The 19,263-nt window shown below is 44.5% G+C and carries 23 protein-coding genes; 13 read left to right on the top strand and 10 right to left on the bottom strand.

Features of this window, described 5'->3' with window-relative positions; all coding sequences use genetic code 11:
- Positions 1-4: 4 nt before the first annotated feature.
- The 4 genes from WIG73_RS10920 to WIG73_RS10935 are packed head-to-tail and all read right to left on the bottom strand — an operon-like array spanning position 5 to position 3,592.
- Complete coding sequence (locus tag WIG73_RS10920) at positions 5-550, bottom strand: glycerol-3-phosphate responsive antiterminator (protein WP_337400559.1); 546 nt, start codon at positions 548-550, stop codon at positions 5-7.
- An 11-nt stretch (positions 551-561) separates the two neighbouring features.
- Complete coding sequence (locus WIG73_RS10925) at positions 562-912, bottom strand: DUF1667 domain-containing protein (protein ID WP_337400560.1); 351 nt, start codon at positions 910-912, stop codon at positions 562-564.
- On the bottom strand, positions 909-2,159 hold the full coding sequence (locus WIG73_RS10930) for an NAD(P)/FAD-dependent oxidoreductase (RefSeq protein ID WP_337400561.1): 1,251 nt from the start codon (positions 2,157-2,159) through the stop codon (positions 909-911). Before WIG73_RS10930 ends, WIG73_RS10925 begins: the two co-directional genes overlap by 4 nt.
- Positions 2,156-3,592: an NAD(P)/FAD-dependent oxidoreductase gene (locus WIG73_RS10935; protein WP_337400562.1), complete on the bottom strand. Its 1,437-nt coding sequence runs from the start codon at positions 3,590-3,592 to the stop codon at positions 2,156-2,158. The genes WIG73_RS10930 and WIG73_RS10935 overlap by 4 nt, the downstream gene beginning before the upstream one ends.
- A 202-nt stretch (positions 3,593-3,794) precedes the next feature.
- Between WIG73_RS10935 and spoIIID the strand changes: the two genes are divergently transcribed.
- The 7 genes from spoIIID (at position 3,795) to WIG73_RS10970 (ending at position 8,632) form a co-directional block, all read left to right on the top strand.
- Positions 3,795-4,061, top strand: coding sequence for a sporulation transcriptional regulator SpoIIID (gene spoIIID, locus WIG73_RS10940; protein ID WP_177680216.1), 267 nt, complete (start codon positions 3,795-3,797; stop codon positions 4,059-4,061).
- A gap of 80 nt (positions 4,062-4,141) precedes the next feature.
- Complete coding sequence (locus tag WIG73_RS10945) at positions 4,142-4,933, top strand: HAD-IIA family hydrolase (RefSeq protein ID WP_337400563.1); 792 nt, start codon at positions 4,142-4,144, stop codon at positions 4,931-4,933.
- 124 nt (positions 4,934-5,057) lie between these two features.
- Positions 5,058-5,690, top strand: coding sequence for a hypothetical protein (locus WIG73_RS10950; protein WP_337400564.1), 633 nt, complete (start codon positions 5,058-5,060; stop codon positions 5,688-5,690).
- A 22-nt stretch (positions 5,691-5,712) separates the two neighbouring features.
- On the top strand, positions 5,713-7,050 hold the full coding sequence (gene dnaA / locus WIG73_RS10955; protein ID WP_337400565.1) for a chromosomal replication initiator protein DnaA: 1,338 nt from the start codon (positions 5,713-5,715) through the stop codon (positions 7,048-7,050).
- A gap of 3 nt (positions 7,051-7,053) precedes the next feature.
- Positions 7,054-7,275: an RNA-binding S4 domain-containing protein gene (locus tag WIG73_RS10960; protein WP_249310612.1), complete on the top strand. Its 222-nt coding sequence runs from the start codon at positions 7,054-7,056 to the stop codon at positions 7,273-7,275.
- 4 nt (positions 7,276-7,279) lie between these two features.
- The gene (recF, locus tag WIG73_RS10965; protein WP_337400566.1) at positions 7,280-8,353 is read left to right on the top strand and encodes a DNA replication/repair protein RecF; all 1,074 of its coding nucleotides are present in this window, start codon (positions 7,280-7,282) and stop codon (positions 8,351-8,353) included.
- A gap of 15 nt (positions 8,354-8,368) precedes the next feature.
- Entirely contained in the window at positions 8,369-8,632 is a 264-nt protein-coding gene (locus WIG73_RS10970; RefSeq protein WP_177678633.1) for an extracellular matrix/biofilm biosynthesis regulator RemA family protein, read from the top strand.
- Here WIG73_RS10970 and sigG read toward each other — a convergent pair.
- Positions 8,629-9,399, bottom strand: a complete 771-nt coding sequence (gene sigG / locus WIG73_RS10975; protein WP_177678631.1) for an RNA polymerase sporulation sigma factor SigG — start codon at positions 9,397-9,399, stop codon at positions 8,629-8,631. The two genes, WIG73_RS10970 and sigG, sit on opposite strands and share 4 nt — an antisense overlap.
- Positions 9,400-9,574: 175 nt before the next feature.
- Here sigG and WIG73_RS10980 point away from each other — a divergent pair, with 175 nt between their 5' ends.
- Positions 9,575-11,875, top strand: a complete 2,301-nt coding sequence (locus WIG73_RS10980; RefSeq protein ID WP_337400567.1) for an ATP-dependent Clp protease ATP-binding subunit — start codon at positions 9,575-9,577, stop codon at positions 11,873-11,875.
- A gap of 49 nt (positions 11,876-11,924) precedes the next feature.
- On the opposite strand, the gene ytfJ is transcribed toward WIG73_RS10980, so the two are convergent.
- The 5 genes from ytfJ to WIG73_RS11005 are packed head-to-tail and all read right to left on the bottom strand — an operon-like array spanning position 11,925 to position 14,969.
- A complete protein-coding gene (gene ytfJ / locus WIG73_RS10985; protein ID WP_177678627.1) occupies positions 11,925-12,362 on the bottom strand; it encodes a GerW family sporulation protein in 438 nt (145 codons plus the stop codon).
- Positions 12,363-12,376: 14 nt separating this feature from the next.
- A complete protein-coding gene (locus tag WIG73_RS10990; RefSeq protein WP_337400568.1) occupies positions 12,377-12,973 on the bottom strand; it encodes a DUF2953 domain-containing protein in 597 nt (198 codons plus the stop codon).
- 42 nt (positions 12,974-13,015) lie between these two features.
- A complete protein-coding gene (scpB, locus tag WIG73_RS10995) occupies positions 13,016-13,570 on the bottom strand; it encodes an SMC-Scp complex subunit ScpB (protein WP_337400570.1) in 555 nt (184 codons plus the stop codon).
- The gene (locus tag WIG73_RS11000; RefSeq protein WP_249310602.1) at positions 13,560-14,318 is read right to left on the bottom strand and encodes a segregation/condensation protein A; all 759 of its coding nucleotides are present in this window, start codon (positions 14,316-14,318) and stop codon (positions 13,560-13,562) included. The genes scpB and WIG73_RS11000 overlap by 11 nt, the downstream gene beginning before the upstream one ends.
- A gap of 3 nt (positions 14,319-14,321) precedes the next feature.
- Positions 14,322-14,969, bottom strand: a complete 648-nt coding sequence (locus tag WIG73_RS11005; protein ID WP_177678619.1) for a site-2 protease family protein — start codon at positions 14,967-14,969, stop codon at positions 14,322-14,324.
- Between the two features lie 205 nt (positions 14,970-15,174).
- Between WIG73_RS11005 and WIG73_RS11010 the strand changes: the two genes are divergently transcribed.
- The 5 genes from WIG73_RS11010 to nuoF all read left to right on the top strand — a co-directional run bounded on the left by WIG73_RS11010 (position 15,175) and on the right by nuoF (position 19,247).
- Complete coding sequence (locus WIG73_RS11010; protein ID WP_249310600.1) at positions 15,175-15,732, top strand: XRE family transcriptional regulator; 558 nt, start codon at positions 15,175-15,177, stop codon at positions 15,730-15,732.
- A gap of 240 nt (positions 15,733-15,972) precedes the next feature.
- Positions 15,973-16,464: an NAD(P)H-dependent oxidoreductase subunit E gene (locus tag WIG73_RS11015; RefSeq protein WP_177678615.1), complete on the top strand. Its 492-nt coding sequence runs from the start codon at positions 15,973-15,975 to the stop codon at positions 16,462-16,464.
- A 15-nt stretch (positions 16,465-16,479) separates the two neighbouring features.
- A complete protein-coding gene (locus tag WIG73_RS11020; RefSeq protein ID WP_337400573.1) occupies positions 16,480-17,025 on the top strand; it encodes an ATP-binding protein in 546 nt (181 codons plus the stop codon).
- Between the two features lie 31 nt (positions 17,026-17,056).
- Positions 17,057-17,431, top strand: coding sequence for a (2Fe-2S) ferredoxin domain-containing protein (locus tag WIG73_RS11025; protein ID WP_177678610.1), 375 nt, complete (start codon positions 17,057-17,059; stop codon positions 17,429-17,431).
- 19 nt (positions 17,432-17,450) lie between these two features.
- Positions 17,451-19,247, top strand: coding sequence for an NADH-quinone oxidoreductase subunit NuoF (gene nuoF / locus WIG73_RS11030; RefSeq protein WP_249310598.1), 1,797 nt, complete (start codon positions 17,451-17,453; stop codon positions 19,245-19,247).
- Positions 19,248-19,263: the final 16 nt, after the last annotated feature.

Genomic DNA, 19,263 nt, shown 5'->3' on the forward strand with positions numbered 1-19,263 from the left:
CTCCTTAACTGTTCCATAGCTCCTGTTTGCCGGTTGAAATGGCTTTTGCTCCCGCGCCAAGTGCCTGGTAAATTTCATTTTTCGTCTTAATCAGCCCGCCGGCAATGATGGGAATGCCTATGTTTCGGTTAAACTCTTTTATGATTTCCGGAAGAATTCCGGGCATCATCTCCACCATGTCGGGGGCGGAGCTTTTTATGTTTTCTATGGCTGTGCCAATGGAGTGGGAATCAATTACAAAAAAGCGCATTACGGTGAGCAGACCGGCTTCTTTCGCGGCTTTAATCAGCGCCGGCCTGGTGGAAATAATGCCTGCCGCGCCAAGGGCAGCCGAAAACGCTGCGCCTTTTTTGTCTTTCCCAATGCCGTCCGCCATATCAATGTGCACAAACACTTCTTTTCTAACTGTTTTTGCCTGAAGAATTTGCTCCTTAAGGGTTAAAATGTCTGCATGGAGCAGAAAAATGGTTTTCACAGGGCTTTTTAAAGCTTCAGCAAATTCTTTTTCCGTCCGCACAGCGGCAATTACCAATGACTCGTCAAAATTCAAAATTAAACACCTTATTTCATGGATTTTGTTGCAACAACATCTGCGCCGCTGCCTCCAATATTATATATCAAAACGTCGCCGATTTCAACAGGTGTTTTCGCGGTTGTTTGATTGATAATTTCCATACATTCAAACAGCTTTGCTTTGGGAACGGGCGCAGCGGTTTTCACAGGCAGCAGCGCTCCGTTTTCGGTTTTCATGGTGGTTGTAAGTGTTCTTACGGGATTTGTCACTTCGTTTTTGCCGTAAAGTTCGCCTCTTTTACAGGCATTGCCCTGAACCGACACAGCCACGCCGCTTTCCGTGGTGACGTTTAGGGCGCATCCCCTGGGGCAGATTACACAAACTAAATTTTTTGTCATTGTTTTATCACCTCAACAATCAACTCTCTGCCGGACATTTTTTCAATGAGATCGTGCTTCAGCGTAACTGTTTCCATTTCACCCGGCGCAACCTTTTGTTTTTTACGGCTTAAAATCACCCTGCCGCCGTCTTTTATCTGAATTGTTACATCGCGGCACACGTCCGATACGCGGAAATAAAGCTTAACGTCGCATGCGCGGGTTATTTTTTGCGGCACGACGTAGCGTGCTAAACCTTGAGGAATAACGGAAATATCTGCCTGGGAAAATCCGTCTGTTTTTTTTATAAATGCCGCTGCGCTCACACCTGCGGTTTCTGCCTCTTCCGAAACAAAATCCACCAGGTCGTGAACGTGCAGCACATTGCCGCAGGCAAAAATTCCGGGAACATTCGTCTGCCTGTCCTGACCAACAACAGCTCCGCTGGTTGTGCGGTCTAACAAAATTCCTGCCTGTTTTGTCAGTTCGTTTTCAGGGATAAGTCCCACAGAAAGCAACAGGGTGTCGCAGGACAGCTCCATCTCCGTTCCGGGAATGGGTTTTCTGTTTGCATCCACCTCCATCACGGTAACACCTGTTACGCGCTCTTTCCCGTGAATTTCCGTCACCGTGTGACTTAAGTAGAGGGGAATATCAAAATCGTTTAAACACTGCACAATGTTTCGGGTCAGTCCGCCGGAATAGGGAAGAAGCTCGCACACCGCTTTCACGTGCGCGCCCTCTAAGGTCATTCTGCGGGCCATAATAAGGCCGATGTCGCCAGAGCCTAAAATAACAATTTCTTTACCGGGCATGTAGCCTTTTATGTTTACAAACCGCTGGGCCGTTCCGGCACTGTAAATGCCTGCTGGCCGCGTCCCGGCAATATTCAGCGCGCCGCGGGGCCGCTCCCTGCAGCCCATTGCCAAAATTACGGCGTCCGCCTGAATTTGAAAAATGCCTTCAGTTTCGTTTGTGGCGGTAATTACTTTCTCGCTCGTTACGTCAAGCACCGTGGTTTTTAGCACATAGGGAATTTTCAGGTCAAAAATCTGCTGTTCATACCGCGCCGCATATTCCGGGCCAGTTAATTCTTCGTTAAACTTATGCAGGCCAAATCCGTTGTGAATGCACTGGTTTAAAATACCGCCCAGCGACTCGTCCCGCTCTAAAATACACAAATTGTCAATTCCGTTTTGTTTTGCAGCGACAGCCGCACTCATTCCCGCCGGACCGCCGCCGATGATTACAAGACTGATATGCTTCATTGCCTTACCTCCTTGGTTTTGCCAAGCGACAGCTTGGATCCTTTGCCGCATTTGGTAATCTCCCCAAAATCCACGTGCTGTTCCCGGGCCAAAAGTTCCGTGATAAAGGTGGAACAAAATCCGCCCTGGCACCGCCCCATGCCGCTTCTGGTTCTTCGTTTCACACCGTCTAAATCGGCTGCGGCGGGGTTTCTGCGAATGGCTTCTAAAATTTCACCCTCCGTGACCTGCTCACAGCGGCAGATAATTCTGCCATAGGCGCTGTCCTTTTTAATTACCTTGTTCTTTTCTTCCATTGTCAGCTGACGAAATTCGTGGTATGACGGCCGATTGGGGTTAAAGCCAGAATTTTCATAAAGCGCAAGCCCCGCTTTCTTTAACAGCCCTGCAACATACTCAGCGATGGCAAAGGCGGAGGAAAGCCCCGGCGACTCAATGGCCGCGGCGTTAATGAAATTGGGAATGGGATTATTTATAATGAAATCGCCGGTGTCGCCTACTGCACGCAGTCCGCAAAAGGAGGTAATAACCGTGTTTGTCTGAACGCCGTCTACCATGTCCGGCACGCGCTTTAAAACGCTTGAAAGCCCGTTTGCAGTGGTAGCGGTGTCTGTTTTATCAAGCGCATCCTCCGATGTGGGACCTAAAATGGTATTGTTGTCCACCGTGGGAGAAACCAAAATTCCTTTTCCCATCTTGGTGGGGGTCGTAAAAATAGTGTGACTTACCTGCGGTTTTTCCGTTTTATCCAGCAGAAGATATTCCCCCTTGCGCGGATGGATATGAAAAGAGCAGTCCCCAGCCATTTTGGCAATTTCGTCTGCAAAAAGCCCGGCGGCATTTACAAGATACCGCGCCGCTGCCTGCTGCTTGCCGTCGGAAACAATAAAGCAGCCGTCACGGTGGCTAATTGCTTTCACTTCAAAATTTCGTATCAGGTGCGCACCGTTGTCCATGGCATTTCCAACGCAGGCAACCGCCAGCTCATAGGGGCACACAATGGCCCCCGTTGGAGCGTAAAGTGCGCAAGTGACGTTTTTGTTTAAGTTTGGCTCTAACGCAATTGCTTCGCTTCCTGTTAAAAGGCGCAGGTTCTGAACGCCGTTTTGAACGCCCCGCTGAAAAAGTTCTTGCAGCATTTCTTCATCTTTTTCGCTGAAACCAATTACCATAGAGCCATTGTTTTTATATTTCACATGAAGCTCTTTTGCGTTCTTTTCCATTAGATGCGACCCGCGCACATTCATTTTGGCTTTCATGGAACCTTCCTTCGCGTCGAATCCTGCGTGAACGATGGCACTGTTGGCTTTTGTTGCGCCAGTGGCCACGTCGTTCTCCTTTTCCAGTATGCATACAGAAAGCTGGTAACGCATAAGCTCCCTTGCCACGGCGCCGCCAATTATCCCAGCGCCGATAACGATAACGTCATACATGACAAAACCTCCCTAAAATTAAAAAAAGACACAACAAAACAAAGGGACAAAACCCTTGTTTTGTGCGTCTCATCATCTCTGCACTATTTTAATTTTACCACAAATTCTGCCAGTGTCAAGCAGAAAATGAAAAAAAGAAATTTTAGCATATGTGGAAAGCAGAGCACATATATTTTACCAATAGAAATTTTGGGGTGGAAGCATGAAAGCCTATATTGAAGAAAGAGCAGTGACTCTTGCAAATTATATTGTTGAAAACAAGGCTACAGTCAGAGAAGCGGCAAAGGTATTCGGCATTTCAAAATCAAGCGTACACAAGGACGTGGCCGAGCGCCTTTGGGAAATTAACCAGCCGTTGGCAAAATCAGTTCAGCTGATCCTATCCGAAAATAAAGCAGACAGGCACATAAGAGGAGGCCAGGCAACAAAACATAAATATGAGATAATTAAATCCACATTATCACACTAATTTTTATTCAATCAGCCCATTTTATTTTTACGTCGGATGTGATATACTACTTCCAACATAATGAAAAGGGGCTGACATTTTTGTCGATTGATAAAAAAAACGGATTTATCTGTGATATGGACGGTGTTATTTACCATGGAAATAAACTCCTTCCCGGCGTAAAAGAGTTTGTTACATGGCTGAATGACAGCGGGAAACGTTTTTTGTTTCTCACCAACTGCAGTGAACGCTCGCCCAAGGAGCTTTCTCAAAAGCTTGCAGGAATGGGGCTTGCGGTTGGCGAGGAGCATTTTTACACCAGCGGCTCGGTGACCGCAGACTTTATCAAAAGCCAGAACCCCAGTGCCACAGCATATGCCATCGGTGGAAACGGATTGACAGATGCACTTTGCGACGCGGGCATTGCAATTAATGACGTCAATCCCGACTATGTGGTTCTTGGTGAAACCAGTAACTACGACTACGGCAAAATTGAAAGAGCAATACAGTTGGTTTTACACGGCGCAAAGCTTTTGGGAACCAATCCGGACTTAACGCTTCCTTCGGAAAACGGTCTGATTCCCGGTTGCCGTGCGCTGCTGTCACCCATTGAGCTTACTACGGGAAAAAACGCATATTATTTAGGAAAACCAAACCCGTTGATGATGAAGGCAATTATCAATATTCTCGGCGTGAAGCCAGCGGAAACGCTTCTTATCGGCGACAGAATGGACACGGACATTATTTTCGGTATTGAATCTGGAATTGAAACGGCTCTGGTTCTTTCGGGAATTACAAAGGAAAGCGACGTGCAAAAGTTTGCATTCCGTCCTACCTATGTCTTTCAGAGCGTAGGCGACGTCCTGACAAACAGCACCGTTAAGGTGGTTTAGTAAAATAAAGTCCTTCTGCCTTTTAGCAGAAGGATTTTTTATTTGAATACAATTAACCATTTGACATTTTTCAGTTTATGTAGTATGATTAAAAATAGTCTTTAAATTTAAGTGAGGAATTTTAATGGTTGTAGATTTTAACAGAACTGTGGCATATATGTGCCCCGGCTGCGGGGATATGACGTTCGGAGAGTTTTCCCTGTTTGAGCTTTCGGGCGAACGGGGTATTTCTGTGAAATGCGACTGCGGCAAGTCGCAGCTTAAAATATTTCCGAAAACAAAAACGCTGTATTCGGTTTCGCTCCGCTGTCTGGTGTGCGACGAGGAGCACGAGTTTGACGTTCCGCTGATCGATTTTATGCGGCAGAGCTGCATTGATTTTTCCTGCCCGGACATTTTAATCGGTTTGGCCTATATTGGGAAAAAAGAAGCGGTTATGGACGCGGTGAAGGAAAACGATACATATATAGAAGAAATTGTGGCTGCCTGCGGCCTGGAGCACACAGGGAAAAACGGCATTACCATGCTGAAGGCTCTTGATAAAATTCAGGAGCTTTCTGACGACGGGAACCTGACGTGCGCGTGTGGCTCCGCCATGATTGACGTCGATGTGTTAGAAGACGAGCTGGTGTTAGAGTGCTGTATGTGCGGCGCTACGGTGTCGTTTACGGCAGATGAAATCAGGAACGGCAACTTTTCAGATATTTCAGAAATTGAAATTCAGAAAAGCCCGGAATCGGCAAAAGATAAAAATTAGTTGAAAGAGGTAGCGGAAAAATATGAAAGCGCAATTATCTTCCATTTGGAATTCGTCACTGAAACTATTGAAAGAAGCAGTTAGCGAAACGTCTTATGAGCATTGGATTGAGCCGTTAAAGCCCTTGGGTATTCACGAGGGCGTGCTGTATATTAAAATGCCCACTGAGGTGCATTTAGAAATTATTAAATCCATGCATTTAGACCATATTCAAGAAGCGGTGAACGCCGTTTCCGACAGCGACTTGAGATTAGAACTGGTAGATTATAACGAGCCGGTTCCTGCGTGTTTAGAATATAATGTATCTTACAACACCAGAAGCGACGACGCCGTTACCTTAAATCCGAAATATACGTTTTCTTCGTTTGTGGTGGGGGAGTCTAACCGACTGGCCCACGCTGCGGCAAAGGCTGTTTCTGAACGCCCGGCAGACGCGTTTAACCCCCTGTTTGTTTACGGTGGTCCTGGGCTTGGCAAAACCCATCTGGTTCATGCCATCGGCAACAAAATTAAAGAAACCAGGCCGGATTATAACATTTTGTATGTGACAAGCGAAAAGTTTATGAATGAGTTTATCAGCACTATTATCAGCGAAAACAGCACCATTGAGTTCCGCAACAAATACCGCACCTGCGACGTGCTGATCATAGACGATATTCAGTTCATCTCCAATAAAGACCAGACGCAGGTTGAATTTTTTCACACTTTTAACGCGCTGCACGAGTCTAACAAGCAAATTATCATCACGTCGGACAGGCCGCCTAAGGAAATTAAAGAGCTGGAGGAGCGCATGCGCAACCGGTTCGAGTGGGGCCTGATTGTGGACATTAAGCCGCCGGATTTGGAAACCAGGGTGGCCATTTTAAAGAAAAAAGCCAGCGAGGAAAACTTTGCTGTGTCAGACGACATCATGTTTTACATAGCAGAGCACTTAAAATCCAACATCAGAAATTTAGAGGGCGTGTTAAAACGCCTTATGGCATATAACGTTCTCATGGGCAAGCCCATTACCATGGAACTGGCAGACGAGGCAATTAAAGAATTTTTAAACAAATCTGACGACCCGCACATCAACACGGAATATATTTTATCGGTGGTCGCAAATTATTTTAACGTGACCTCAGATGAAATCTTATCGTCGAAGCGGACCCAGGAAATTGCTTATGCACGGCACATTGCCATGTATTTAATCCGCGAGTTCACCAACTTGAGCCTGCCGAAAATTGGAAAAGAGCTGGGTGGGAGAAACCACGCCACTATTTTAAATGGCATTAACAACATAAAAGCAAGCATTGAAAAAAACGAAGACACCAGAAAAATTATTGATGAGCTTGTGAAAAACCTTGAAAACAGGGAGTAAGAAATGAAAATTGAAATTTCTACGGAATTTATAAAGCTGGATTCTCTATTAAAATTTTCCGGTGTTGCAGACAGCGGAAGCGTTGCAAAGGAATTGATTGCGGAAGGGTTTGTAACCTATAACGGCACGGTTTGCCTAATGCGCGGCAAAAAGGTCTATCCGGGAGACCGGGTATGCGTGAACATACCAGATGAATGCAGCGAAGAAATTTGTGTGGAGAAATGATTTTATGTATGTAAAAGAACTAAGGCTGAGCGGTTTTCGCAACTATAAGGAAGAATCGTTTTCGTTTTGCTCCGGCACAAATATCATATACGGAAACAATGCCCAGGGCAAAACCAATGCTTTAGAGGCTGTTTATTTGTTTTCCATCGGAAAATCTTTTCGGACACAGCAGGACAGGGAGCTAATTCGCTTTGATGAAGCCTTTACGAAAATTGACGTTTGCTTTGACGACGCGCAGCGGGAAAATGAAATTGAAATCGTAGTGCGCAGAGATCGGAAAAAGCAGATTAAAATTAACGGCGTTCCCATTAATAAAATGGGCGAGCTCATTGGCTGCTTCACCGTTGTCTTGTTTTCACCGGACGAGTTGAATTTAACCAAAGGCTCGCCCAACGCAAGAAGACGGTTTTTAGACATTGCCGTAAGCCAGATGCGCCCGAAATATTACCATCTTTTAAGACGGTATAACAAGGTTTTAGAGCAGCGAAACAACTTGATTAAAAAGCTTCGTCATACCAACGACGAAACGCTGAAGGAAACCTTAGGCGTTTGGAACGAAAAGCTGTCAGACTACGGCATGGCGGTGGTAACTTACCGCAAAAAGTTTGTAGAAACCCTTAAGACCTATGCCAAAGAAATTCATTTGGAAATTTCCGGAGAAGAATTTGGCCTTGACTATAAAACCGGCTTTTCGTCAAAAGAAGAATTTTTAGAAAAATTAAACCACTCGCTGAACCGGGAACTTGAAATGGGTTTTACGCTTTACGGCCCCCACAGGGATGACTTAGATATTGACATAGGGGGAAAAGACATTAAAACCTATGGCTCCCAGGGGCAGCACCGAAGCGCAGTGCTGGCCTTAAAGCTGGCTCAGGCGGACATGATTTTTGAAGACACGGGGGAATATCCCGTTTTGCTGTTAGACGACATCATGTCGGAGCTGGACGCGGGAAGGAGAAGCTACCTTTCAGGGAAAATAAAAAACAAGCAGGTCATCATCACCTGTACGGATGCGGAAGACCTGCCTGAAAGCGCAAACGCGAAACTCATTCACATTGAGAACGGAAAAATTATTTAAAAGAGGAGAAGTTACATGTTTTTGCATCTTGGCGGCGATACGGTAGTTGCGCTAAAAGACGTAATCGCCATTTTTGACTTAGACATTACCAGCATATCCAAAATTACCAGAGAGTTTTTGCACGTCGCAGAGGAGGAAGGGTTTGTGATAAACGTTTCCGAAGATTTGCCGAAATCCTATGTCTTAGCCGAAACAAACAGAGAAAGCAGAGTTTATGTTTCTCCTATTTCCGCAGCAACGCTTTTGAAGCGCGCAGGCAGTTTTACAGTGAATTTTTAGATATATTTTTTCATGCGTTCTAAGGCGCCTTTTTCAAGGCGCGACACCTGGGCCTGGGATATGCCGATTTCATCGGCAACCTCCATCTGTGTCCTGCCGGAGAAAAAGCGCAGGTTCACAATGTGTTTTTCCCTGTCGGAAAGGTGTGTCATGGCTTCTTTTAATGCAATCTCCTCCAGCCACATTTCGTCTGAATTTTTTTCGTCTTTTACCTGATCCATAACAAACAGCGTGTCTGTGCCGTCGTTATAGGCAGGCTCAAACAGCGAAACCGGGTCTTGAATTGCCTCTAAGGCAAACACAATGTCCTCTTTGGGAATTTCTATGATTTTTGCAAGCTCCTCAACGGTGGGTTCTTTGGAATGAAGATTAATATATTCTTCCTTTGCCTTTAAAGTTTTATATGCAATGTCCCGCAGCGACCGGCTTACCCGAATTGGAGTGTTGTCCCGCAGATAGCGGCGCAGCTCGCCGATAATCATGGGCACCGCATAGGTTGAAAACTTTACGTTATGGGACGTATCAAAATTATCAACGGCCTTAATCAGGCCGATACACCCAATTTGAAAAAGGTCGTCCACATTTTCACCACGGTTGTTAAAGCGCTGAATTACGCTTAAAACAAGCCTTAAATTTCCGCCGATGAACTTGTCCCTGGCCGCCATATCACCCGCTTTAATTTTTTCAAAAAGCTCCATCTTTTCTTTATTAGACAGAAGCGGCAAATTAGCCGTGTTAACTCCACATATTTCCACTTTGTTCGTCATAGTTCATTAACCTGCCTTTTTTGGATTGTAAAAACATTATTACCAAAACAAATTTGAACTATTCAATTGCAAAGGAATTATTTCTAAGATGTTAACTTTTTGACATACCCCTTTTTAAAATAAAAATGATATGCTATAATAACCATAGGAAATCAAATAAAGTGAGATGATAAATATGTTGTGTGTAAGATGCAAAAAAAATCCGGCCATGCTTTTTGTAAATCGGCTCGACCCTGCCACAAACAAGCAGACCAATGAAGGGTACTGCTTAAACTGCGCGCGGGAACTGAATATCGGCCCGGTGGACGAGATTTTGAAAAACATGGGCATCACGCCGGAACAGTTTGATGAAATAAATAATGGTATGAACGAAATCATCACTTCCATGGGTGAATATGAGCCTGCGGGTGAAGAGGACGGGTTTGACGTTGAAAATTCTCCGTTGGCAATGATGAACGGCCTGAGTAATTTTTTTGGTAAAATGGGTTCAAATGAACCTGCCCGTCACGAAAGCCCAAAAACGGTGAAGACGGCGAAACGCCCGCCCAAAAAGGAAAAACGTATCTTAGACAGCTTTGGCACAAACCTGACGGCAAAGGCCGAAGACCAGCTAATTGACCGGATTATTGGCAGAAATCAAGAGATTGACCGGGTAATTCAGATTTTAAACAGACGGTCGAAAAATAACCCTATTTTGTTGGGCGAGCCCGGCGTGGGGAAAACTGCCATTGCAGAGGGACTTGCTGTGCGGATTAGCGAACGGCGCGTTCCAGCCAAGCTGTTTGACAAAGAGGTTTATCTGCTGGACTTTACAGCCATTGTTGCAGGAACACAGTTCCGCGGACAGTTTGAGGCGCGTTTAAAAAAGATTTTAGAAGAGGCCAAACGGCTGGGCAATATTATTTTGGTAATTGACGAAATTCATAACATAGTCGGCGCAGGCGATGCAGAGGGAGCCATGAGCGCGGCAAACATTTTAAAACCATCTTTAGCCAGGGGCGATATCCAAATTTTAGGCGCCACAACGCTGGATGAATACCGAAAGCACATTGAAAAGGACTCGGCCTTAGAGCGACGTTTTCAACCGGTTATTGTGGATGAGCCGAGTGTTTCCGATACCATAGAGATTTTAAAGGGTATTAAGGACTATTTTGAAAAATATCACAGAGTGACAATCTCAGACGAAGTTATCAGCCAGGCGGTGTATCTGTCAGAACGCTACATTACAGACCGGTTTCTGCCGGACAAGGCAATCGACGTTATTGACGAAGCAGGTTCTAAGGCAAATCTTTCCAACATGAAGCTGATTGAGCTGAAAAAGCTGACGGACGAGCTGAAACGCATTCAGGAGGAAAAAGATACTGCCGTTTCCAGCGACTCCACGGAGGACTATAAAAAAGCGGCGGAATTAAAGGCAGCGGAATGTGCGTTAATTGCCAAAATCGACGAACTGAACAATTCCGGCATTGACACGCCGATTACCGTTGAAAACATTGCAGAGGTTATTGAAGACTGGACAAAAATTCCCGTTAAAAACCTAACGGAATCGGAAAGTGCAAAGCTTTTGGATTTGGAAAACAGAATTAAAAAGTATGTAGTGGGGCAAGACCATGCAGTTGACACTGTTTGCGAAGCAATTCGCAGAAACCGTGCCCACTTAACAAAGGCCCGCCGGCCGGTTAGCTTTATCTTTGCAGGCCCCACTGGCGTGGGAAAAACAGAACTTGCAAAAACGTTGGCCCGCGTTATGTTTAACAGCGAAGACGCGATGATTCGCATTGACATGTCAGAATATATGGAAAAGCACACCGTTTCGAAGCTGATTGGCGCGCCTCCGGGATATGTGGGATATGACGACGCAGGACAGCTGACGGAAAAGGTCCGCAGAAAACCTTATTCCATTATTCTGTTAGATGAAATTGAAAAAGCCCATGCAGACGTGTTTAATATCCTGCTGCAAATTTTAGATGACGGCAGGGTGGCGGACAGCCATGGCAGAATTGTGAACTTTGAAAACACGGTTATTATCATGACGTCTAACGCCGGGTCTGAGTCGAAAATTTCTACCTATGGTTTTAACAAAACGGAGGACGATTCAAATTCCGCCCGGACAAAGGCGGCACTGAAAGAAATTTTCCGTCCTGAGTTTTTAAATCGTGTTGACGATATCATCACGTTCCACGCACTGAGCAGGGAGAACCTGGAAAGAATTGTGGAACTGATGGTGTTTGAACTTGCAGGTGAGCTGTTTAAAAAGGATATTATTTTAGAGCTGACGCCGGAGGCAAAAAGCCTAGTGCTTAAAAAAGGTTATGAACCAAAATTTGGCGCACGGCCCTTAAGAAGAACCATTGAAAAATATATTCAAAATCCCATTGCGTCATTGGTTATTCGGGGCGAAGCAAAAAAACACTGCAAAATTTTAGTTGATGCAGATCAAAATAATTTTAATGTAAAATGTGAAAATTTAATCTAACGAAAAAAACATCCGGCATTCCCCGGATGTTTTTTCGTTATTTAAAATATTAAACCGTTTCAACCTCTTCCGCGCTGTCGGCGGCTTTCACTTCTGTTTTTTCCGGCTTGTCCTTTTTCTTTTTAATCGCCTTAATTACTTTATCCAGCAAGGTGGGAACACTGTCAATAATGTCTTCCACCGGCGAGGTGTTCTTTTCAATGGGCATCAGCTTAATTTGCTCCTGTCCCACTACCATAAACGCAACAGGCTCTATAGAAGCGCCGCCACCGGAACCACCGCCGAAATTTGCGTCGGAATTTCCAACATTTTTCTGACCGAAATCCGAACCGCCTGCGCCAAACCCAAAGGAAACTTTGGAAATTGGAATAATAACCGTTCCGTCTTTCGACTCAACCGGTTCTCCCACAATTGTGTTTACGTCTACCATATCTTTAATACTTTGCATTGCTGTTTGCATCAGTCCGTTTATCGGATGTTCTGACATAAATAACACCGCCTTTAATTTATTTTTGTTTTAATATATTTGATTGTATCACGAATCTGATTTACTATCATTATAAAATGAATGGGCTGCATAATCAAGATGCTTTTCAAATAAATCTCAAATTTTTTTTCGTTAAAATCGGGATACACGTTCATTTTAATTTTTTTTATGCCGATTAACGTGTCAATTAACTTTAACAAAAAGGTTCCCGAAGTCCACACAGCGCCGGTGGCAATCCCAGTTTTTGCCGCATCGTCCAGCCCAAAGCGGATGTTAAAGTCAACCTCTTTGCAGCTTAAGTGCTTCCGCGCAAAGGAAAGCATGTTTTTCAGTTCGTTTTTTGATACTTCAAACACTTCGCCAAAGGCGTCAACATGCTCTTTAAAAGATGCAAACGTAAGCTCCTGTCCGGAACGCTCCTGCAATTTACCTTTGTCCTTGTCCGTATTCTTTGTGCCGCGTTCTTCTTTATTATGAATCGGAATTCGGATTAAAATACCAAAAACACTGACATAAACATGAATTTTCTCTAAAGCCGCTGTTTTTTCATAACGAATGCCAAACCGCATGGGCATAAACAAAAGCAGCAGAATAAGAAAAACAACACCCAATATAATCAATCCAGCAACCAAATCCATCACCCGTCCGTTATCTTATTGTGCCGTTTCTTCCAAATCCTCCTGCTGGGGCTGAGGAACAGCTTCCTCCAGCGTTTCTGTGTCTGGCAGGTCGGCAAGAGAACGAAGCCCGAAACTCCGCAAAAACTCTTTTGTGGTGACATATAAAATCGGCCTGCCAGGCGCGTCAAGCCTGCCGTTTTCCTCAATCAGCCCGCGCTCCAACAGCTTTCCCATGGGACCGTCGGAATTTACTCCCCGAATAAATTCAATGCTTGACCGAGTAACTGGCTGGTGATAGGCCACAATGGACAGCACCTCCAAAGCGGCAGGGGACAGGGGAAGCTTTTTTTTCGATTCTGCAAGTCTGTTTACATAACCAAAATTTTCTTCAACGGTTTTCAGCTGCACATATTCATCATACTGCACCACGGTAATACCCCGCCGGTTCGTTTCATAAAATGTTTTTAGCTCTGTAATCTGCCCCAAAACATCATCTGCTGAAAGCTCCAGAATTTCGGCAAGCTGAGAGATGGTAACACCATCGCCCGAAACAAACAGCAGGCTTTCCAAAACCGAACTAATATTCATCTACAATGTCACCCTCCTTGAGCTGTTCAATGTAAAGTTCGCCGCCAATGCCGTTGGCCTGAATAATTTCCAGCTTAATCATTTCCAAAAGCGCTAAAAAGGTTGCAATGACAGCCGGACGCGAATCAATGCCGTTAAAAAGGGAAGCGAACGGAACCCGTTTTTTGCGTTTTAACCGTTCCTGAATAAAATCTGCCCTCGATTTTACCGAAACCGTTTCACGGCCGACAATGCCGCCGAATGCCGTTTTAGAAGGCGGCTCTTTCCGTTCTTTTTTGTCCAAAACCGTTAGAAATGCCTGCCAAAGCCTGTCAATGTCAAACCGTTGGTCAGAATAGTCCGGCGCAAGTTTTGGCAGGGGTTCCGGGCGTTTATAAAAGTTGTGAAAATCGGAAAATTCTTTTGTCTTTAAAAGTTCAGAAATGAGTTTCATTTTCTGATATTCTAAAAGCCGTTTAGCCAAATCGGCCCTGGGGTCTTCTTCCTCTGCTTCCTCACGTTTGGGCAGCAACATTTTCGATTTTATGTATAGAAGTTCTGCCGCCATAACAATAAATTCACTGGAATATTCAATGTCAAATTCCTTGCAGGTTTCCATATATTCAAAATATTGCTTCGTAATTTCTACAATGGGTATCTCATAAATGCTGACCTTGTTTTTTTTCAGAAGGTGCAGCAAAAGCTCTAACGGCCCTTCAAAAACAGACAGCTTCACCGCGTGCCTGTCTGTTTCATATAATTCCTCCATCGGTTAAAAGCCACCTCCGGCCAGAAACTGAAGCCCGCTGGTAATTGCATTGTTGCAAAAATATAAAAACGGGTCAAGAACGCCCAGATAAAGTGCGATAATCAAAATCAAAAATCCAAAACGTTCATAACGCATAATTTCATAATAAATTTTCTGTGGCAGAAGCGTTAAAAATATTTTTGAACCGTCCAAAGGCGGAATCGGCAGCAAATTAAACACTGCAAGATTGACATTCAGCAAAATAAACATACGGATAAACATGGTAAAATAGGCATTGTGCAAAACCGGAACCAGATGCACCCAAAAAAGCATGCCCACAAACGCCAGCAATATATTAGAAACCGGACCGGCAAGGGCTGTAAGAGCGGTGTCACGCTTTAAATTTTTAAAGTAATTAGGGTTAATCATAACAGGTTTTGCCCAGCCAAATCCAAAAAAGAATAGGCTAAGAGCGCCAATGGGGTCAATGTGCTTTAAAGGGTTTAATGAAAGCCGGCCGTCATACTTGGCGGTAGGGTCGCCAAGCTTATAGGCTGCAAACCCGTGAGCCGTTTCATGAATGCTAAGAGCCAACAGCACAACCACAGCCAGTATCAGCACATAAATAATGCTTTGAAAACTAAAACCAGAATACATTAATTGTCTAAACAAATTCGACACTCCCGAAACTTTTATTATCTTCATTATAGTTTATTTTATCCAAGCTGTAAATAGAAAACCGCGAAATTTCATACCAAATTCATATTTCCTGCCGCTTATTAATAAAAAAATAAAAAAAGAGCAAAAAACTCTTTTCATGTGCGTACAAATTTGATATAATAATATCGAAGAAAGAAATGATGAGGGGTTGATGGCAATGACAGAACAGGTAAAACAAATCGCACAGCGTTTGGTGGGCCTGAGGGAAGCGGAGGACATGACATGCGAACAGCTTGCCTCTGTGATTGGTGTGCCGATTGAAACGTATAAAAAATATGAAAATGCAGAGGAAGACATTCCTGTGAGCGTTTTATATGATGTTGCAGGCCATTTCGGGCTGGAACTGACCGAGCTTTTGTCGGGTTCTGCGCCGAAGCTGAAGGATTTTAGCTTTATTAAGCAGGGGAAAGGGCTAAACGTAACCAGAAGAAAAGAATATACATACCAGAGTTTGTCTTATAATTTTGCCCATGCGCACTCTGAGGCGCTGCTGGTAACCGTTCCCGTGTCCGATGAAAACGAGCCCATGCAGGAAACGGTTCACACCGGGCAGGAGTTTAACTACATGCTTGAGGGCAGAATGGAAATTATGATCAACAAAAATATTGTGATTTTAGAACCTGGCGACAGCTTGTATTTTGACTCGAGCTATCCCCATGGCATGAAAGCGTTAGACGGAAAGCCGGCAAAATTTGTCTGTGTCATTATGCGCTAAACGCTATTTACGAAAGAGAAACCGGCTGCCAAACTTTGGCGGCTGGTTTTGTTTTGCTTATTTTTCTGCAATTCTGTGGTTTTCACCGAAAAAAGACGGAATTTAGACAAAAAAATAGTAAATTTCTATAGACAGCATGAAATTTTTCTGTTATACTATATACGTTGATTTGTGATTATTTGTTATTTTATTCACAATGTTTTTAATTAATACTTATATAAAACTAAGGGGGTAAATCACTTGAGCGAGCAAACAAAAGTCGCGTTTTCCGGCACGAAAGAGCAGGAAGAAAAGTTGATTCAGGTCATTGAAAAGCACAAAGGCAAGGATGGGGCGCTGATTCCAGTGCTGCACGAGGCACAGGAAATTTACGGCTATCTTCCCATTGAGGTTCAGGAAATCATTTCAGAAAATCTGAAAATTTCCATGAGCGAAATCTACGGCGTTGTAACCTTTTACACACAGTTTACCACCAATCCGAAGGGACAGTATAAAATTGCTGTCTGTCTTGGAACGGCGTGCTATGTGAAAGGCTCCGGCATCATTTTAGACAAAATTAAGGAAAAGCTCGGCATTGAAGTCGGCGAATGCACGCCCGACGGGAAATATTCCATTGATGCAACACGCTGTATCGGCGCATGCGGCTTAGCGCCGGTTCTGACGGTAAACGACGACGTTTACGGCAGGCTTACTCCTGACGATGTAGACGGTATCTTAGAAAAGTACATGTAATTTTGCGAGGTTGTCATGCTTGAATTGTCGCTGCATATTTTAGATATTGTGAATAATTCCGTAAAAGCCGGCGCCAGCCTTATTCAGGTGACTGTTGAAGAGGCAATTCGTAACAATTTGCTTAAAATCTCAATTGAGGACAATGGCTGCGGAATGGATGAAGACTTTTTAGCCCACGTGACAGACCCGTTTCAGACAACAAGAACAACCCGTAAGGTTGGAATGGGGCTTTCTTTATTTAAGGCGGCGGCGGAGAGCACCGGCGGCGGTTTAACTATTGACTCGAAAAAAGGCGTTGGAACACGCGTTTTGGTGGATTTTGTTTACGACCATATCGACAGGCAACCATTAGGAGACATGGCGGAAACCATGCTGACGTTAATTTCCGGCAACACAACGGTGGACTTTGTCTACACGCATATGGTAAACGACAAGACATTTTCGCTTGACACTCGTGAAATCAAACAGATTCTGGGAGAGGAGATCAGTCTGGGCAGTCCTGAAATTGTGCTTTGGCTCAGGGAATACATTAAAGAAGGACTGAAAGAAATCTCGTTATAATTTATTCATTTATGAAGAGAGGTAATTAGTAATGAAAAGCTTAGCAGAACTTGAAGCAATTAAAAACAAAATAAAAAACCAGGTTGATGTGCGTAAGGATACCGATGAAGACACCATCAGAATCGTTGTCGGCATGGCGACCTGCGGTATTGCGGCAGGCGCAAGGCCCGTTCTTTCCGCTCTGGTGGACGAGGTGGGAAAAAGAGGGCTGTCCCACGTTACGGTGGCGCAGACAGGGTGTATCGGCATGTGCCGTTTAGAGCCCATTGTTGAAGTGTTAGAGCCGGGAAAAGACAGGGTTACATATGTGAAAATGACGGAAGAAAAAGCGAAAAAGGTTATTGCTGAGCACATAGTAAACGGCAACGTTGTTACCGAATATACTATTGGCGCAGCTGAAAAATAATCAGGGAGGGTAACAGTAAATGGATTTTGCAAGAGCGCACGTGTTAGTCTGCGGCGGTACGGGCTGTACCTCGTCAGGCAGTGCAGTTATCATTGACGAATTTGAGAAAAGCCTTAAAGAAAACGGTTTAGATAAAGAAGTAAAAGTAATAAAAACGGGTTGCTTCGGTCTTTGCGCGTTGGGTCCGGTTGTGGTTGTATACCCGGAAGGATCATTCTACAGCATGGTGAAGCCGGAAGACGTTGAAGAAATTGTAACCGAACATTTGCTGAAGGGAAGAATTGTAAAACGTCTTTTATATGATGAAACCGTAGAAGACGATACCATTAAATCCTTAAATGAAGTTGATTTTTATAAAAAGCAGCTTCGTATTGCGCTGAGAAATTGTGGTGTTATCGACCCTGAAAACATTGAAGAATATATCGCCACAGATGGTTATAAAGCTTTGGGTAAGGTGCTGACGGAAATGAAGCCCGCCGAAGTGATTGAAGTGATTAAAGCCTCCGGTCTCCGCGGACGCGGCGGCGCAGGCTTTCCTACAGGATTGAAATGGATGTTTACGGCAAACGCAGACGGCGCAAACGGAAAATATGTGGCATGTAACGCCGACGAGGGTGACCCCGGTGCATTTATGGACCGTTCTGTGCTTGAGGGAGATCCCCATACAGTAATTGAAGCAATGGCCATTGCGGCCTATGCGGTTGGCGCAGACCAGGGCTATATTTACATTCGTGCAGAATATCCCATTGCCGTAAAACGGTTGCAGATTGCCATTGACCAGGCTAAGGAGTATGGCCTTTTAGGTAAAAACATTTTTGGAACAGACTTTAACTTTGATTTAGAATTACGACTTGGCGCAGGCGCGTTTGTCTGCGGTGAGGAAACAGCGCTGATGACGTCAATTGAAGGACACAGGGGCGAACCTAGACCGAGACCGCCGTTCCCTGCCAACAAGGGTCTGTGGCAAAAGCCTACCTTGCTGAACAACGTTGAAACTTATGCAAACATTACGCAGATTATTTTAAACGGCGCCGAGTGGTTTAATAAAATCGGCACCGAAAAGAGCAAGGGAACAAAAGTGTTTGCACTGGGCGGCAAAATTAAAAACACCGGCCTGGTTGAAATTCCTATGGGAACAACACTGCGTGAAATTGTAGAAGAAATCGGCGGCGGAATTCCAAACGGCAAGAAGTTTAAGGCAGCGCAGACAGGCGGCCCCTCCGGCGGCTGTATCCCCGCATCGTTAATCGACACGCCTATCGATTACGATTCCTTAATCGCAATTGGTTCTATGATGGGTTCCGGCGGCTTAATCGTTATGGACGAGGACACCTGCATGGTGGACATTGCGAAATTCTTTTTAGAGTTCACCGTGGACGAATCCTGCGGTAAATGTACCCCCTGCCGTGTGGGCACCAAAAGAATGCTTGAAATTCTTGACAAAATTACAAAGGGCAAAGGCACCTTAGAGGACATTGACAAATTAGAGGAGCTGGCGGAAGCCATTAAAACCACTGCACTCTGCGGATTGGGACAGACTGCACCCAACCCTGTTTTGAGCACACTTCATTATTTCAGAGACGAATATGTGGCGCACGTTACAGAAAAGAAATGTCCCGCTGGTGTCTGCAAGGCGCTCCTTTCTTATAAAATTGACCCTGAAAAATGTAAGGGCTGCAGCATTTGTGCGAAAAATTGTCCTGTTGAAGCAATCTCGGGACAGGTCAAGAGTCCGTACTCAATTGATCCTGCGAAATGTATTAAATGCGGTGTTTGTGAATCAAAGTGCCCATTTAAGGCAATCAGCAAACAATAATCAAAGGAGGAGAAAC

It is taken from the genome of Congzhengia sp., from assembly GCF_037235575.1.
GTDB lineage: Bacteria > Bacillota > Clostridia > UBA1381 > UBA9506 > Congzhengia > Congzhengia minquanensis.